This is a genomic window from Paraglaciecola polaris LMG 21857 (genome assembly GCF_000315055.1).
GTDB classification, from domain to species: Bacteria; Pseudomonadota; Gammaproteobacteria; order Enterobacterales; family Alteromonadaceae; genus Paraglaciecola; species Paraglaciecola polaris.
Genome location: NZ_BAER01000044.1, coordinates 184082 through 199444, shown reverse-complemented (window position 1 = coordinate 199444; position 15363 = coordinate 184082). Strand labels below are relative to the sequence as shown.

At 44.2% G+C, this 15363-nt stretch carries 16 protein-coding genes; 7 read left to right on the top strand and 9 right to left on the bottom strand.

What is annotated here, in order from left to right; all coding sequences use genetic code 11:
• Window positions 1–60: 60 nt before the first annotated feature.
• The 5 genes from GPLA_RS09115 to GPLA_RS09095 all read left to right on the top strand — a co-directional run bounded on the left by GPLA_RS09115 (window position 61) and on the right by GPLA_RS09095 (window position 6260).
• Window positions 61–1275, top strand: coding sequence for an amidase (locus GPLA_RS09115; protein ID WP_007104592.1), 1215 nt, complete (start codon window positions 61–63; stop codon window positions 1273–1275).
• Window positions 1272–2858: a gamma-glutamyltransferase family protein gene (locus GPLA_RS09110; RefSeq protein WP_007104591.1), complete on the top strand. Its 1587-nt coding sequence runs from the start codon at window positions 1272–1274 to the stop codon at window positions 2856–2858. The genes GPLA_RS09115 and GPLA_RS09110 overlap by 4 nt, the downstream gene beginning before the upstream one ends.
• Window positions 2859–2925: 67 nt before the next feature.
• The gene (locus GPLA_RS09105) at window positions 2926–3747 is read left to right on the top strand and encodes a sulfite exporter TauE/SafE family protein (protein WP_007104590.1); all 822 of its coding nucleotides are present in this window, start codon (window positions 2926–2928) and stop codon (window positions 3745–3747) included.
• Between the two features lie 96 nt (window positions 3748–3843).
• A complete protein-coding gene (locus tag GPLA_RS09100) occupies window positions 3844–5031 on the top strand; it encodes a pyridoxal-phosphate-dependent aminotransferase family protein (RefSeq protein ID WP_193362940.1) in 1188 nt (395 codons plus the stop codon).
• Window positions 5031–6260, top strand: a complete 1230-nt coding sequence (locus GPLA_RS09095) for an allantoate amidohydrolase (protein ID WP_007104588.1) — start codon at window positions 5031–5033, stop codon at window positions 6258–6260. Before GPLA_RS09100 ends, GPLA_RS09095 begins: the two co-directional genes overlap by 1 nt.
• 105 nt (window positions 6261–6365) lie before the next feature.
• Here the strand turns inward: GPLA_RS09095 and GPLA_RS09090 are convergent, their stop codons facing one another.
• From GPLA_RS09090 to GPLA_RS09065, 6 genes are all read right to left on the bottom strand, one after another.
• Window positions 6366–6677, bottom strand: coding sequence for a cupin domain-containing protein (locus GPLA_RS09090; protein ID WP_007104587.1), 312 nt, complete (start codon window positions 6675–6677; stop codon window positions 6366–6368).
• Between the two features lie 31 nt (window positions 6678–6708).
• Entirely contained in the window at window positions 6709–7329 is a 621-nt protein-coding gene (locus GPLA_RS09085; protein WP_007104586.1) for a flavin reductase family protein, read from the bottom strand.
• A 107-nt stretch (window positions 7330–7436) separates the two neighbouring features.
• Entirely contained in the window at window positions 7437–8357 is a 921-nt protein-coding gene (locus tag GPLA_RS09080; RefSeq protein WP_007104585.1) for a glutaminase, read from the bottom strand.
• Window positions 8358–8465: 108 nt separating this feature from the next.
• Window positions 8466–9062 (bottom strand): GNAT family N-acetyltransferase, encoded by a 597-nt coding sequence (locus tag GPLA_RS09075; protein ID WP_007104584.1) that lies wholly within the window; start codon window positions 9060–9062, stop codon window positions 8466–8468.
• A gap of 33 nt (window positions 9063–9095) precedes the next feature.
• The gene (locus GPLA_RS09070) at window positions 9096–10562 is read right to left on the bottom strand and encodes an ATP-binding cassette domain-containing protein (RefSeq protein ID WP_007104583.1); all 1467 of its coding nucleotides are present in this window, start codon (window positions 10560–10562) and stop codon (window positions 9096–9098) included.
• Window positions 10563–10620: 58 nt separating this feature from the next.
• Window positions 10621–11043, bottom strand: a complete 423-nt coding sequence (locus GPLA_RS09065; RefSeq protein WP_007104582.1) for a MarR family winged helix-turn-helix transcriptional regulator — start codon at window positions 11041–11043, stop codon at window positions 10621–10623.
• 23 nt (window positions 11044–11066) lie between these two features.
• Between GPLA_RS09065 and GPLA_RS09060 the strand changes: the two genes are divergently transcribed.
• Together GPLA_RS09060 and GPLA_RS09055 are read left to right on the top strand one after the other, a co-directional pair.
• A complete protein-coding gene (locus GPLA_RS09060; protein WP_007104581.1) occupies window positions 11067–11345 on the top strand; it encodes a hypothetical protein in 279 nt (92 codons plus the stop codon).
• 102 nt (window positions 11346–11447) lie between these two features.
• The gene (locus GPLA_RS09055) at window positions 11448–12284 is read left to right on the top strand and encodes a glycosyltransferase (protein WP_007104580.1); all 837 of its coding nucleotides are present in this window, start codon (window positions 11448–11450) and stop codon (window positions 12282–12284) included.
• A gap of 115 nt (window positions 12285–12399) precedes the next feature.
• Here GPLA_RS09055 and GPLA_RS09050 read toward each other — a convergent pair whose 3' ends face one another.
• The 3 genes from GPLA_RS09050 to GPLA_RS09040 form a co-directional block, all read right to left on the bottom strand.
• Window positions 12400–13527, bottom strand: coding sequence for a pyridoxal-phosphate-dependent aminotransferase family protein (locus GPLA_RS09050; RefSeq protein WP_007104579.1), 1128 nt, complete (start codon window positions 13525–13527; stop codon window positions 12400–12402).
• Window positions 13528–13960: 433 nt separating this feature from the next.
• The gene (locus GPLA_RS09045; RefSeq protein ID WP_007104578.1) at window positions 13961–14485 is read right to left on the bottom strand and encodes a gamma carbonic anhydrase family protein; all 525 of its coding nucleotides are present in this window, start codon (window positions 14483–14485) and stop codon (window positions 13961–13963) included.
• A gap of 14 nt (window positions 14486–14499) precedes the next feature.
• Entirely contained in the window at window positions 14500–15354 is an 855-nt protein-coding gene (locus GPLA_RS09040) for an acyl-CoA thioesterase domain-containing protein (RefSeq protein WP_007104577.1), read from the bottom strand.
• Between the last annotated feature and the right edge of the window lie 9 nt (window positions 15355–15363).

The window sequence follows — 15363 nt, the reverse complement described above, 5'->3', positions numbered from 1 at the left end:
TTGACTAAACACTGAAACATTTGTTTCATGTAAGACCATCTGGTCAACTTTATAAGAAACATGAGTCACACCGCTAAACATTTTACCAGTCACACACCTTACGTATGGCAAGTAGACAATAAAACAGCAGACGACGTTACATCAAGCAACTTACCGTTGTCAGGAATGACACTGGCGGTAAAGGATTTGTTTCATATAAAGGGGCTGCCCACCACAGCGGGTAATCCCGATTGGTTGGCCAGCCATCCGATTGCTGAGCATACGTCTCCTGTCGTTGATAAACTGTTACAACAAGGTGCAGCATTAGTCGGTAAAACCATTACCGATGAGCTGGCATATAGTTTAAATGGGCAAAATATTCATTACGGCACGCCTTTCAATGTTTCCAGCCCGGAGCGTCTACCCGGTGGCTCATCGAGTGGTTCTGCCGTGGCAGTGCGAGAAGGCAGCGCTGTGATAGGTCTTGGCACAGATACTGGCGGCTCAATACGTGTTCCGGCTAGTTACAATGGTTTATTCGGCTTGCGCCCGACTCATGGGCGGATTAGCTGTGAGCACATGGTCGGTTTGGCTCCCAGTTTTGATACCGTCGGCTGGATGACTCGAGACTTAGACAGTCTATGTGCGGTAGCGGATGTGCTTTTTACGGATAGTTTCAGTAACGGTTTACCTAATATACAGCTTAAGAAACCACGCATTAGTTTGTCGCCTGAATTAATGGCTCAATGCGAGTATTCGCAAGTCCTTGACGCGGCCTATCACGCGATGGTGAATGAGCCATGTCCCTTAACATCGGGCTTATCAGACACACTATTAAGTCAAGCAAGTGAAACGTTTCGCATATTGCAAGGGTACGAAATTTGGCAAACTCACGGTCAATGGATCACCGAGCATCAACCTAAATTCGCGGTGGATATACAACAACGATTCACTTGGTGCGCCACTATTAACCTACGTCAGTATCAGCAGGCACTCGTTCAGCAACAAATTTTTATTGCACATATTAATGATCTGTTTACCCAGTGCGATATGATATTTTTACCCACAACACCTGGTCCTGCTCCATTTTTGAACACCCCAGGTGACGAATTAACAACTTATCGGAATACCCTGATGAGGCTGACCTGTATCGCAGGTTTATGTGGCCTGCCTCAGTTACATGTTCCCTTAGCAATTAACCCCCATGCACCTATGGGATTTTCATTAATTGGCCAAAAAAATCATGACAAACAATTAATTGGAATCGCCCGCATGTTATTAGAGAAATCCTTATGAGCAATTCACCACGACCGGTTGGCTTTACCGCCCCTCATTATGCGGCTAGCCAAGTAGGTCAAAATGTATTACAGCATGGCGGAACCGCCATCGAAGCAATGGTCGCGGCAGCCGCATCAATTTCTGTGGTATACCCACATATGAACAGCTTAGGAGGCGACGGCTTTTGGTTGATTAGTGAGCCAGGTAAAGCCCCAGTGGCAATTGATGCTAGCGGCACCGCATGCGCTAAAGCCGACCTTGCTTATTACGCACAACATTCTGCGATCCCTTCTCGTGGCCCAAAAGCCGCATTAACCATGGCTGGTGCTGTGGCAGGTTGGCAAAAAGCATTAGAGGTAAGCCATACATGGCAAAGCGGAATCCCCTTAAGTGAACTGCTCGCCCCGGCGATTGGTCAAGCACAATGGGGTATTGAGGTCACGCAAAGCCTACAAGATGCCAGTGAAAAAACATTTGATGATTTGTCTACGATTCCACATTTCGAGCAATTTCTAATAAAAGGTAAAAGCCTCCAAAAAGGCAAAATACTCAAACTGCCAGCTATTGCTAAAACGCTCACTACGCTCGCCGAAAATGGGCTTAACGATTTTTATAACGGCGAAATAGCGCAAGCGTTAGCTGAAGATTTACAAGCCGCAGGCTCTCCCATTACCCTTGAAGACATCAAAGCGTATGAAGCTAAGATGGTGACGCCGCTTTCAGTCAACACCTCAGTGGGTAAACTGTATAATCTACCCGCGCCGACCCAAGGTATTGCCTCACTATTGATACTGGCGTTATTTGACAAAGTGCAGCACCTAGCCACAAACGAAGCCGAGTTTGTACATTTATTGGTTGAATGCACTAAACAAGCCTTCATTAAACGCAATCAGTATGTGGCGGATCAAAGCCGGTTGAGTATCGAGTTGCAAAGCTTACTCTCTGTCGAATCAATTGATGCCATGCTAACCAATATTAGTTTAGAGCAAGCTCTGCCGTGGCCACATCAGGCTAAACCGGGGGACACCATCTGGATGGGTGCCTGTGACAGCGAAGGCAGAATGGTCAGTTACATTCAAAGCATTTACTGGGAATTTGGTAGTGGCGTGGTATCTCCACAAACCGGTATCGTGTGGAATAACCGTGGTACGTCTTTCTCATTGCAAGCCGGCCATCAACAGCAACTTGCACCTGGCATGAAGCCATTTCACACTTTGAATCCAGCGTTTGCCGAGCTAAAAGATGGTCGTCGTTTAAGCTATGGCACTATGGGCGGAGAAGGCCAACCACAAACGCAAGCGGCACTATTTGCACGCTACATTTACCAACAAAAATCATTGCCAGAATCAATTCGCTTGGGTCGTTGGTTATTAGGCCGAACGTGGGGCGATGAAAGTCACAACCTCAAAATTGAGCGAGACCTAGCCGAGGACATTCAACACGATCTCGCCAGCAAAGGGCACGACATTGCACTTGTCGATTCGTGTAATGAGTTAATGGGGCATGCCGGTGCAGTGGTAATGCGCGCCGATGATACCGTTTCAGCAGCGACGGATCCTCGCAGCGACGGTAACGCCTTTGCGGCTCACACCTTCAAGTAAACGACATAAATATTGATTACCAGTACACAAGCCAAATGGTTAAATAACGAAAGCAAATGAGAAAATTATGGAATTAGTGTTAAACAATCTGCCGACTATCGCCGCGTTAATCGGCACCGGCGTTTTCGCCGGCCTTCTGGCAGGTTTATTAGGTGTGGGAGGCGGTATTGTCATCGTACCCGTGTTGTTTTTTTTGTTTCAATCTTTCGGTGTTAGCCCACAGAGCGCTATGTATATCGCCACTGGCACGTCATTAGCGACCATTATTCCGACCTCGATCAGCTCCATTCGCTCCCATCGCAAAAAGGGCAATGTAGATGCAGAGTTGCTCAAGCAATGGGGTTTGTTGATTCTGATAGGTGTACTAATTGGTAGCTGGTTAGTAACAAAAGTGGATGGTCGTTACCTGACGACTTTATTTGGTATTGTGGCGACGTTATCCGCCCTCAACATGTTGTTTAGAAGCGGTAAATCTGCATTAGCTGAGAGTTTGCCTGGCCGGGTTGGCCAGTCCATGATCGCTGGATGCATTGGCTTTTTCAGTTCCATGGTCGGTATTGGCGGCGGTACTTTATCTGTGCCAATTTTAACAGCATTTAACTACCCTGCCCATAAAGCTGTGGGTACTGCCGCAGCAATTGGCTTGATCATTTCCTTACCAGCGGCCTTGTATTTGTTGATATTTGGTCAAACCCCGGTCGACGCGCCGCTAGGCACCTATGGGTACATTAATCTTGTTGGTTTTGTCTGCATTGTGCCACTTACCGTTTTCTTTGCCCCTATTGGTGCTGGTATTGCCGCAAAGCTTGATGCCAATATGTTGAAAAAGATTTTCGCTGTCGTTTTATTAATAACCGGTACACGTATGTTAGCCCAGTTGTTTATCTGACAGCATTTTTCAATACAGATTTAGTCTATTCCCTTTAATTTTTACCTTGGAGCACAACTCATAGTGAAACACCTTACGCCTCCTCCCCGTCTACTTATGGGTCCCGGACCCATTAACTGTTATCCTCGGGTGTTAAGCGCCATGTCTACCCAATTGATAGGTCAATATGATCCCGTTATGACGGGTTATATGAATGAAGTAATGAGCTTGTATCGCGATGTTTTTCGCACTAACAACAAAGCCACGTTACTCATCGACGGTACGTCCAGAGCTGGCATAGAAGCCGTTTTAGTATCCTGTATTGAACCTGGTGATAAAGTATTAGTGCCTGTATTTGGTCGTTTTGGTCATCTACTCAAAGAAATTGCTGAGCGCGCAGGCGCTGATGTGCATTGTATTGAAGCGACTTGGGGGGAAGTGTTCGAACCTCAACAAATTGAAGATGCGATCAAACAGGTCCAACCCAAAGTCCTTGCCCTAGTACAAGGAGACACATCCACGACTATGTTGCAGCCATTGGATCAGATTGGCGATATCTGTCGTCGCCATGATGTCATTTTCTATTCTGATGCCACTGCATCTATCGGCGGTAATCCGTTTGAAACGGATAAATGGCAACTTGATGCCGTGTCGGTAGGTTTACAGAAATGTTTAGGCGGACCCAGCGGCAGTGCGCCTATTACGCTCAGTGAGCGTTATGTGGATTTAGTGCGTTCTCGCCAACATGTGGAAGCCGGCATAAAAGCTGACCATCATAGCGCGGGCAGTGGTAGCCGGATCCGCTCTAATTACTTCGATATTCCTATGATCCTTGATTATTGGGGAGAAGAGCGGCTAAATCATCACACTGAAGCCACCTCTATGCTCTATTGCGCTCGGGAGTGTGCCATCAATCTACTTGAAGAAGGGGTAACTGAATCTATTGCTCGCCATGAGTTACATGGCAAAGCAATGTTAGCCGGTATTCAAGGGATGAACCTTCAACCATTCGGTGATTTAACCCACAAAATGAATAATGTTGTGGGTGTACACATACCGAGTGGCGTAGACGGCGAACACATACGTCATCAATTACTTCATGATTTCAATATTGAAATTGGCACCAGTTTCGGTCCCCTGCACGGTAAAATTTGGCGTATTGGCACTATGGGCTACAACGCCCGTCAAGACACGGTATTACATACCTTACAATCGCTAGAAACCTTACTTCGTCGAGGGGGGCACAAGCTGCATCCTGGGCAAGCAATCGACTGTGCATTCAATGTTTATAGCGGGAAAGGTTAATGACCACATTTGCGCCTTACGCGATTCAAACCTATGAGCGTTGCGATGTGTTAGCGCACATTAGCCAAGATACCGACTGTATTGATCGACGATACTTAACCCCCGAGCACTTGCAGGTTAACCGCCAGGTTGCCCTATGGATGCAACAAGCTGGTATGCACACTTGGCAGGACGCTGCAGCCAATCAATGGGGACGTTATGCGAGTGCAAATCCGGATGCAAAAACATTGGTTATCGGCAGTCATTTGGATACGGTTCCCAATAGTGGAAAGTACGACGGGATCCTGGGTGTGCTAGCGCCGCTAAGTTTGATTCAATATATACATGACCATCATATTGCTCTGCCATTTCATTTGGAACTGGTTGGTTTTGGTGATGAAGAAGGCACTCGCTTTGGCGCAACATTACTCGGAAGTTGCGCCGTTGCTGGAACGTGGAACGAAAAATGGAACACATTAACAGATGAAAACGGCGTCTCATTAACTCAAGCATTCCTCGATGCAGGCCTTGATATTGACGCAATACATAGCGCAGGGCGTAACAATAAAAACGTCGATGATTTTTTCGAATTTCATATCGAACAAGGCCCTGTGCTTGAAGAACACGATTTATCGGTAGGCGTGGTAAATGGTATTGCCGGCGCGAAACGCTTCGCCATTACATTAAAAGGTTTAGCTGGTCATGCTGGTACGGTGCCTATGCCTATGCGTCAAGATGCCTTAGCTGCCGCCAGTGAAATGATCCTCGTCATCGAGCGACTCGCCATAGAAAAAGGCATTGTTGCCACTGTGGGTCAACTTAAATGTCTCTCTGGTGCGGTCAATGTCATTTCTGGTGCCACGACCTTTAGCCTTGATATTCGCAGTATCGACGATACCTTACGCGATGAAACTCTCAGCCTTATTATGGAGCAATTGCACAGTATCGCGGCTAAGAGACGTATCCATATGGATATCGCGGCGACCCATCAAGCGCTGGCAGTAAAATGCGACGATGAATTACAACGCCAACTATTAACCGCCTGTGAAAAAAACAAAATGCCGCCTTTTACACTCAGTTCTGGTGCTGGACACGATACCATGGCGTTGGCAAAAATATGCCCAGTCGCTATGTTGTTTATGCGCTGTGAAAAAGGTTTGAGCCATCACCCAGGTGAGGCCGTCGATGTAAATGACATTGAAGCTGCGCTCAAGGTGATGTTTGCCTTTATCGAGGATTACGCCGAATAGTAGTAAAGCGGTCATTTAGCTAAAAGTAATGACCGCTCGTTTTTGCTCGCACTATTTCAGCTGATTTCGAGGATAATGATAAGGGTAAATACAACGCGCTAGTTGCTAAATGCTGCCTTCTTTTTCGATCACTAGAATACGCGCTTCACCAATGGGACTGGCGACATGCTCAGTGCCTTCTGTGGCATAGAAAATATCGCCCTGATTGAGCAAGTCCGTATACACTACACTATTGATTTTATATTGTATTTCTACCATACCGTCGAGTACAACAAAGACTTCCTCACCTTCATTCTCGTGCCATCTGTACGGCTCATTTGTCCAATGTAACTTAGTAGTAATACCATTCATATTCGCTATTTTCATAGCCCCCCAAGGAAGGGAGGAGGTAAATTTTTTACTTCTTATAATTTCCATATATTCCTCTATATAATACTGCTCTGGCGCTTTACTGTGGTCTATTTATGGTAAATTTCTGTGCTGCAGTGATACTAAAATAGTCACCTGCCCCCCCACCGCGCAAAACGGGCTCTGCAGCAGCTGTGTTATAAACGCCATCGTCAATAAAAGCTGTATCAATATGTACACCCACAACTTCACCCAATACCATCCATGTATCGACCAATTCTCCGTTCGCGCCAGTCAATTGGATAATTTGACTTTTGCGGCACTCAAATACAGCAGGACTCAAGGCAACGTGGGGTACATCAATTACTTTGGATTGACCGAGTGTTAATCCCGCGGATTCAAACTCGCTTTCATTACGTGGCAGTGCAGCACTGGTTAAATTCATCTTATCGACTAAAGATGCGCTAACTAGGTTCCAGCAAAACTCACCAGTTTGTTGAATATTTTCCACCGTGTCTTTGTAACCGATACTGGCAAAGCCAATAATCGGTGGATGATAGTTAAAGGCATTAAAAAAGCTGTAAGGCGCTAGATTCAACACCCCCTCTGAACTTTTGCTGGAGATCCAACCAATAGGACGCGGAGCAATCAGTGCGTTGAATGGATCATGCTTGAGGCCGTGCCCTTGGTTGGGCTGGTAAAAGTGACTCTGATTTGGCATTGAACTTCCCTAAAACAGCTAAAAACCGACTTCAATAGGATAAAGCCATATCACGGAATAAATCCATATCTTATTATTTTATATGGTATTTTTAAAAAAGTAAGGGTTTAATTCCCGAAAATTGACCAACCTGTGCGCTGCACAAGCATTTCCAATGCCTCTGTACCTAATTTGCTATTACCTATTTTATCCAAACCCGGAGACCAGACAGCTATCGATGCTTTACCCGGTGCAATCGCTAAAATACCACCACCGACACCGCTTTTACCCGGTAAGCCCACACGATAGGCAAACTCACCTGAGCCGTCATAATGTCCGCACATCAACATCAGTGAGTTGATACGCCTGGCTCTATGCTCCGGCACAACACGCACACCCGTGCAATGGTTGGTGCCGTTGGAGACTAGAAACATCCCCGCCTTGGCCAATTGTTCTGTTGACATGGATATTGAGCAGTGATGAAAGTACGTGCCAAGAACGCTATCGACCGGGTTGTCTAAGCGTTTAAAGGATGCCATGAAATGGGCCAGTGAGGCATTTCTACTACCTGTCTTCATCTCTGACTGGGCAACTTTTTCATCGATTGAAATACTGTCGTCGTTGGCGACAAAACGCACAAAATGCAGGATTTCCGCAAGCGTTTCTTTTGGTGCATTGTGACCCATAACGGCATCTGCAACTGCGATTGCACCGGCATTGATAAAGGGGTTTCGGGGGATCCCACCTTCGTGTTCCAGTTGTACGATTGAATTAAAAGGATCACCCGATGGCTCCCGCCCCACCCTTGTCCACAAAGTATCCCCCATTTTGCCAAGGGCAATTGTTAAGGTGAAAACTTTGGAAATACTTTGGATAGAAAATAGGGTTTCAGCACAACCGGCATTAAACACTTGCCCATCTTGTGTGACGACGGTAAGAGCGAATTGGTTAGGATCAACACAGGCCAATTGAGGAATGTAATTTGCGACCTTACCACGCTCTGTTCGGGCTCGCATTTCATGGTAAATACTATCAACTATTTCTTGCACAATCAGCCCTTAATAAATGTCAATTCTTTCCCGAACACGTGCGCTTTATCTTGCATAACAAGCCAAAGGTGCGTGTTTCACAGGACTCGCGACCGGTTTAGCTTAGAATTACGCTAAGGTACGGCACTGCATAGATACTTTTTTGTGCGTGCTTCTATCTAGGGTTTCAGATAAATCCTGTACACGATAATTCTCGCTGACGCTGTTATCCATTGGTTGAACTATTCCTTCGTTAGCTGAAAACTTATTCAAGGGTAGCCACTGACTTCCCACCTCGCTAAAACCTAAGCGCTGATGGAATTTTGCGGAGGGTAAATTAGGCGGTTCAACATTATATTCGCATACCACCTGTTCTATCCCTTGTTGTTTAGAAAACGCAAAAAGGTCGTAATATAACCCTTGTCCAAGCTGCTTACCTTGATACTCGTGACTGAGCACAATTCGGTCGATATACATAAAGTTAGCGTGATGTTTTTTAAACCAGTCATAATTATCATTGATGTACTGACTATCAGGCCCCATCACCAGTAAAAACCCAGCAATGACACCGTCTATCTCAATAACTCTATGGTACGCCGCTAATGAATGCAGCTTGCTCAGCGCCGCAAAATCCATTTGACTGGTATGGGCTACCTCAGCCTGATTAAGCTCAACAATACGCATAAAGTCACTGACGGTGGCATTTCTGATCTCAATATCACTCATAACGTTTCCACTTATTAGGTTCAAATTTACGTATTATCCATTAAGTCGACGAAATGTGGCATGGGGTGAGTCACCTTCCAACATAATGTGATTATTGATCCCCCTGATAACATCATCAGCATGGTGATTGACGTAAATCACCGAGGTTTTATCACTTAATGCAATACGTTCAATGACAGACAGGATACGCAAACGATTAATTTCGTCCAGTCCATTGCACGGCTCATCCAAAATCAGTAACGGTGGATGCTTAACCATGGCTCGAATGATTAGTGCTAAACGTTGGTCGCCGAAAGATAATTGCTGAAACGGAGTGCGTTCATGCTCAGCTAAATCTATCAATGCTAGCCATTGTCGCGCTAAGGTGGATTGTTGTTTTGTCGGCTGCTGATACAAACCTATGCTGTCGTAAAATCCCGAAAGTATCACATGCAGTAAACTACAGTTTACGCGATAAGAAAGGTGAAAAGCGTTGGAAAGAAATCCAATATTTTGCTTGATATCCCAAATACTTTCACCACTTCCGCGCTTAAATCTAAACACGTAAATATCATTCACATAGCATTGAGGGTGATCACCCGAAATTAATTGCAATAGACAGGTTTTACCTGAACCATTAGGACCACTTAGTTGCCAATGCTGACCACATTCTATTTCCCAGTAAAGGTCTTTGATGACAAAACCTTGCGGATACTTTATTTCCACCCCATTGAGTTTAACTAACGTTTCTCCTGTCTCGAAGTGGTTACGCGTAACGCAGGGCTCAATTGCGGGCAACACCAAATCGGTCTGTTGCAAGCTTAATAATCGTCTCAAATCTTGAATGAGTCCTCTCTCATCTGCTAGTAAGACCGACTGAAGTTGTCCCTGGGAAACCAAACCATAATGCGTCACAAAAGGAGGGATTTCAGACCATCGATTAAGTACAAACACCATGGATATATCTTTTTGCAATTCGCTCAACAATAGATTTAAGTTGTGGTGCATTCTATTGTCTAAACCATCAAACGGCTCGTCTAAAATGAGCAATTGGGGTTGTGATAATAGCGCCTTGATCAAAAGCAATTTTCGCGTTTCACCCGTTGATAGATCGACAAAATTGCGGGTTAACAACCCTGAAAAATCAAACAACTCAATTAGCCTTTGATAAAAAGCTAATTGAGTTGAATTTTTATTGTTGTTACCTTGCCATAAAATTTCATGCACCTTGCTCGGTACAGGGACTATATCTAGAATATCAGCCGAATCTTTTTTCCTCTCCTGCTCTATTAAGCGCTGCTGGCTTTCATAAGAAACTAACGCTATCCGCGTAAATGTAGAATTTATGTTACCTTGATTAATTTCTGCATAACCAGCAAGCAATGCGACTAAGGCTGACTTACCCGCGCCATTTTTACCAACAATCACCCAATGCTGGCCTGATGTTATTGACCAAGTAATGTTATCTAAACAAAACCCTGAAGGGAATTCGGCATTAACGCTCATTAAATCAATACTCATGTATGTCCTTCGTTAACTTCTTTGTTAAATAAAACGGTGTTAATAATGCGACAAGCGTTCAACTTAATTTGTTTAACACCTCTAGTACGGTTGATAGTTGCTTCGCGCTAATATCTTTTACCGATTCATCAAAGGTATTTTTGCAACTCAAGAACGCATACTTATATATGTCCCGCCCAGTAAACGTTAGTTTGACTAAACTCACACGTGCATCACGATTGTTTTTTTCCTTTTCAACCAAATGAATTTTTTCCATTGGCGTCAACAAACGGGTCACACCTGATGCAGTCAAGTTAACAGCATCGGCCAACTCAGTGCGGCTCATCACCTGATTCTGTGCGTAATTTAAGTAATGCAGAACCATAAACTCACTCAAACTTATACCGTGTACCGCCAGCGCACGGTCTGCTTTTTTGCTGAGTTTACCAACGGTACCAGACAGTGAAAACAGTAGCTCTAACGATGGGGGAAGTTGGCCCATTGTGATTTTCTCCAATTAACTAGATGTTGATTATTAGTGATCCTGAGCACTTTACATCAAGCGCACAAACAAAACAAATGCTTGATCACTCAAGCATTACTCATGCATTAATCACAATTAGCTCAACAATAAAAAGTACACAGATTGACCTAATCACTCTAGAATCTTCAGTATTCATAAAGGGTGCAGAGGTAGTTGGTGCCTGCTTACTTTTTATTTTTTTGGCTATAAATATTGATGATGAATATAAAAATAAATATTTCAGGGTGGTTAATCCTAGCTATTATCTTAAAAAGCATTGAATAAAAAATGAAAATAAGGGCTTGTGTCTAACAGATTCATAAGCGGTGCATGATAATTTTTGGCACAATACACGCTCCGTTATAATTGATTTTGGTAGGTTCATGTTTCAACATTTTGTGATCACTCGTTTTAATCTGCGTAAAAAAGATTGGCAAACGTCTAAAAGTAACACGCAGGTATTAACCGACACCTGGATGGAGAATCGCTTAGCTCTCTTCGAAAACTATTGCTTCTCCTCTTTAGCGGCGCAAACAGAACAGAATTTTACTTGGCTGGTTTTTTTCGATAATACGACCCCTGATAAATTCCGCTCGGTAATTGCGAGATTAGAACTTACCTTTAGCCAATTCACCCCAATTTATATTGACGGAATGGACGCGTTTCTTACCCAATCTCAAGCGCAAATAAATCAGCGTTTGTGGGAACCCTACGTCATCACGTCGCGTTTGGACAATGACGATAGTTTGCATCAAGACTACATTAAGGAAGTGCAGAGCCATTTCGCTGAACAAGCCTTTATGGGCATAGATTTTGTCGATGGTTATACCCTGCAAGTGGAACCACAAGTGTGTTTTGCTAAGCGCTCTCACGTGCACAACCCGTTTCTCAGCCTGATTGAGCAAAAAGGACACATTAAAACCGTGTGGTATTTAGAACGACATGGCCAATGGAGTGAGGTGAAAGAACTTAAGACGGTACGCAATAAACGTATGTGGATGTCGGTTATTCATATGGAAAACAAGGTAAATACGTTTTTGGGCTTTGATAATGTCCCTTGGTCAGCAATTAACGCATTTCACCTTAATTCCGAGGTAGAGCAAGCGTTGGCAAACAAGCGTGTACCCTTTGATGTGTGGCAATCAAAAAGCCTGAAAAACAAATTAAAAACCATGTGGAAGGTTAACTTCAAACTTATTAAACGCCGTTTAGTTCGCTAGTAGAGTGACGTTTTGTGATTTAAGTCGTCGCTTTAACATGGAGAACAGTAAGTTTTCGCTTACCGAATGAATTCATACGCAGGGTACAGGCGGTGCCTGCGTATGAATGAATATACTAACGCGCCAAAACAGACGTTAAAGCGTTTACGCAGTAATCCACATTCTTTTTATTACAGCCGTATCCCATTAATCCGATACGCCATACTTTACCAGCTAACTCCCCTAGCCCAGCGCCTATTTCTAAGCCGTACTCATTGAGCAATTGGCTACGGACCTGTGCATCATCGACGCCCTGGGGAATACTCACCATGTTCAATTGCGGCAAGCGATAAGCTTGATCAACAACAAACTCCAAGCCAATCTTTTCTAGGCCAACTTTTAATGCTACATGCATTTCTTGGTGGCGAAGAAATGCAGATGAAAGACCTTCATTATGTAAAATACGCAGTGATTCGTGCAAAGCATACAAGCTATTAACCGGCGCAGTATGGTGATAGGCCCGTTTTCCGCCTTGACCCCAATAGCCCATCACCAGCTCCATATCTAGAAACCAACTTTGAACTTTGCTTTTACGACTCTTAATGACCTCAACAGCTTCTTGACTAAAAGACACTGGCGACAAGCCAGGTACACATGATAAACACTTTTGGGTACCCGAGTATATTGCATCGATTTGCCAACCATCCACATCAAGCTCAATGCCCCCTAGAGACGTCACTGCATCCACTATTGTTAGGCAATCATAACGTTTCGCCAGAGCACAAATCGCTTTAGCATCATTGCGTACCCCGGTAGAGGTTTCAGCATGCACAAAAGCGACGGCTTTGGCATCGGGTGTGGCTTTTAAGGCATCTTCCAGTTTATTTAAATCAGTTTGTTTGCCCCATGTATCTTGCACCATAACGGCTGTTGCACCACAGCGTTCTACATTTTGCTGCATGCGACCGCCAAATACGCCATTTTGGCAGACAATAACTTTGTCACCTGGCTCAAGTAGATTAACAAACACGGATTCCATACCTGCCGAGCCGGGCGCAGAAATAGGCATAGTTAATTGATTATCGGTTTTAAAAGCATATTGCAGCAGTTGTTTTATTTCGTCCATCAATTGAATAAATGCTGGATCTAAGTGGCCCAGTGTAGGACGTGAAAGTGCATTCAATATGCGTGGATCAACATCTGACGGCCCTGGGCCCATCAATGTTCTAACAGGGGGAATAAAAGTTTGAAATTGCGCTAACATGAATATCCTAATCCTTATATTGATTAATGTAAGACACATACTACCTTGATCTAACTTTGCAACAAGAGCTGGATATTCGACATAAATAAAATGAATAGGAAATTGAGTTAACCGTCATTCCAATGAATAGCAAATTTTCCACTGAAATGGCAAGTCAGAGGTATAAAAAACGCGTTAATTTTTTACCCTAATCTCTAAGGTGCAAACAGTGACAGAGTGAGTGTTATTTTGGAAGGTGTGGAGAGATTAAAATTGTGTCAATAAATTCGTAAATGTTCGTAACTAATCTACACTTCAATTGTACATTGGATATAGTTAGCGTAAGGCTCTAACGAGCCAAACCCTTCTGCTTGGATCTGTTGCTATGATCCAAGCTTTTTTTTGTCTACCGATGACCCGTTTCCCGCAATTAACTTCTCTCACATTCAGCGTATTACGCTTGTTGTGGTGTTAGATCACGTAAAAAACGTTTAGCGTTGTCCACATAATGTTGGCCCGATGCTTCCAACATTTTGTTTTGCTCATCAGGAATAGCTTTTATTACCTTTGCCGGGGATCCCATAACCAGAGAGCCGTCTGGGATAACCATATTTTCAGTCACTAAACTGTTGGCACCAATAACACAATGCTTGCCTATTTTAGCGCCATTTAGAACCACACTGTTTATCCCAATTAAAGTAAAGTCACCAATCTCACAGCCGTGCAACATCACTTTATGCCCGATAGTAACGCCTTTACCTACGGTCAGGGGGACATCAAAATCGGTATGCAATACACTGCCATCCTGTACATTACTCCCCACGCCTATAGTAATAACATCACAATCGCCGCGAAGTACTGCGTTAAACCACACACTACTATTGTCGGCCAGTATCACTTTACCCATTACGTGGCTGCCAGGGGCAATAAAAACGTTTTTACCCACGCTCACACGGTCGTCGCCTAATGAATACAACATGCTAATTCCTTGTGTTAAATTTTACGCATTAAACCTTCTTGCATACTCGATGCAACCAGCTTGCCTTGACGGTTGAAAAATTGCCCCCTCACCAGGCCCCGAGCCCCTCCGCTAAAGGGACTTTCAGCGCAGTATAATAACCAGTCATCAAAATCGAACGGATGATGAAACCATACCGCGTGATCTATGGTGGCCATAATCAAATTTTTGTCTCTTACAGACACACCGTGTGGTTGAGTCGCCGTGGACAGAAAATGGTAATCAGATGCATAGGACAGCATAGCTTGATTGAGATGAACGTTACCATGCAGCGTCTCTTCAGCTTTCATCCATATATAGCGTTTTGGTTCATGTCGTCCTGGATTAGCCGGGTCAATTTGTTGTACCGAGCGCATATCCAATGGTTTGTGGTAACCAATGGCTTCGCGCATCCGAGTCGACATATTCTCAGAAGCAACGTCATCAAACATAGTATCTCGCGGTAACGATTCAGGTGCAGGTACATCAGGCATGACAGCAAACTGATGTTCTAATCCTGGCTCTGGTTGTTGAAACGAAGCCGTCATGTAAAAAATACTGCGCCCATTTTGAATTGCTTTTACCCGACGGGTTGAAAAACTGCGTCCGTCACGCACGGTTTGCACGTCAAATACTACGGGCTTTTTAGCATCCCCGGGTAATAAAAAATAAGCATGAAAAGAATGGGCTACTCGCCCTTCCGGTAGGGTTAACTGTGCTGCTGCGATGGCTTGCCCCATCACTTGGCCGCCAAATAACGCTCGGAAACCGAGATCCCAACTTTGACCGCGAAACAACCCATCTTCTATTTTTTCTAAGGTTAATAAATCTACTAGTTTTATATCGGTCATAATCTCTCA

What these genes read in the sequence shown, in the direction of transcription:
- GPLA_RS09115 (WP_007104592.1), top strand. Translation starts at nt 61, where the DNA reads ATGAGTCACACCGCTAAACATTTTACCAGTCACACACCTTACGTATGG.
- GPLA_RS09110 (WP_007104591.1), top strand. Translation starts at nt 1,272, where the DNA reads ATGAGCAATTCACCACGACCGGTTGGCTTTACCGCCCCTCATTATGCG.
- GPLA_RS09105 (WP_007104590.1), top strand. Translation starts at nt 2,926, where the DNA reads ATGGAATTAGTGTTAAACAATCTGCCGACTATCGCCGCGTTAATCGGC.
- GPLA_RS09100 (WP_193362940.1), top strand. Translation starts at nt 3,844, where the DNA reads ATGGGTCCCGGACCCATTAACTGTTATCCTCGGGTGTTAAGCGCCATG.
- GPLA_RS09095 (WP_007104588.1), top strand. Translation starts at nt 5,031, where the DNA reads ATGACCACATTTGCGCCTTACGCGATTCAAACCTATGAGCGTTGCGAT.
- GPLA_RS09090 (WP_007104587.1), bottom strand. Translation starts at nt 6,677, where the DNA reads ATGGAAATTATAAGAAGTAAAAAATTTACCTCCTCCCTTCCTTGGGGG.
- GPLA_RS09085 (WP_007104586.1), bottom strand. Translation starts at nt 7,329, where the DNA reads ATGCCAAATCAGAGTCACTTTTACCAGCCCAACCAAGGGCACGGCCTC.
- GPLA_RS09075 (WP_007104584.1), bottom strand. Translation starts at nt 9,062, where the DNA reads ATGAGTGATATTGAGATCAGAAATGCCACCGTCAGTGACTTTATGCGT.
- GPLA_RS09070 (WP_007104583.1), bottom strand. Translation starts at nt 10,562, where the DNA reads ATGAGTATTGATTTAATGAGCGTTAATGCCGAATTCCCTTCAGGGTTT.
- GPLA_RS09065 (WP_007104582.1), bottom strand. Translation starts at nt 11,043, where the DNA reads ATGGGCCAACTTCCCCCATCGTTAGAGCTACTGTTTTCACTGTCTGGT.
- GPLA_RS09060 (WP_007104581.1), top strand. Translation starts at nt 11,067, where the DNA reads ATGTTGATTATTAGTGATCCTGAGCACTTTACATCAAGCGCACAAACA.
- GPLA_RS09055 (WP_007104580.1), top strand. Translation starts at nt 11,448, where the DNA reads ATGTTTCAACATTTTGTGATCACTCGTTTTAATCTGCGTAAAAAAGAT.
- GPLA_RS09050 (WP_007104579.1), bottom strand. Translation starts at nt 13,527, where the DNA reads ATGTTAGCGCAATTTCAAACTTTTATTCCCCCTGTTAGAACATTGATG.
- GPLA_RS09045 (WP_007104578.1), bottom strand. Translation starts at nt 14,485, where the DNA reads ATGTTGTATTCATTAGGCGACGACCGTGTGAGCGTGGGTAAAAACGTT.
- GPLA_RS09040 (WP_007104577.1), bottom strand. Translation starts at nt 15,354, where the DNA reads ATGACCGATATAAAACTAGTAGATTTATTAACCTTAGAAAAAATAGAA.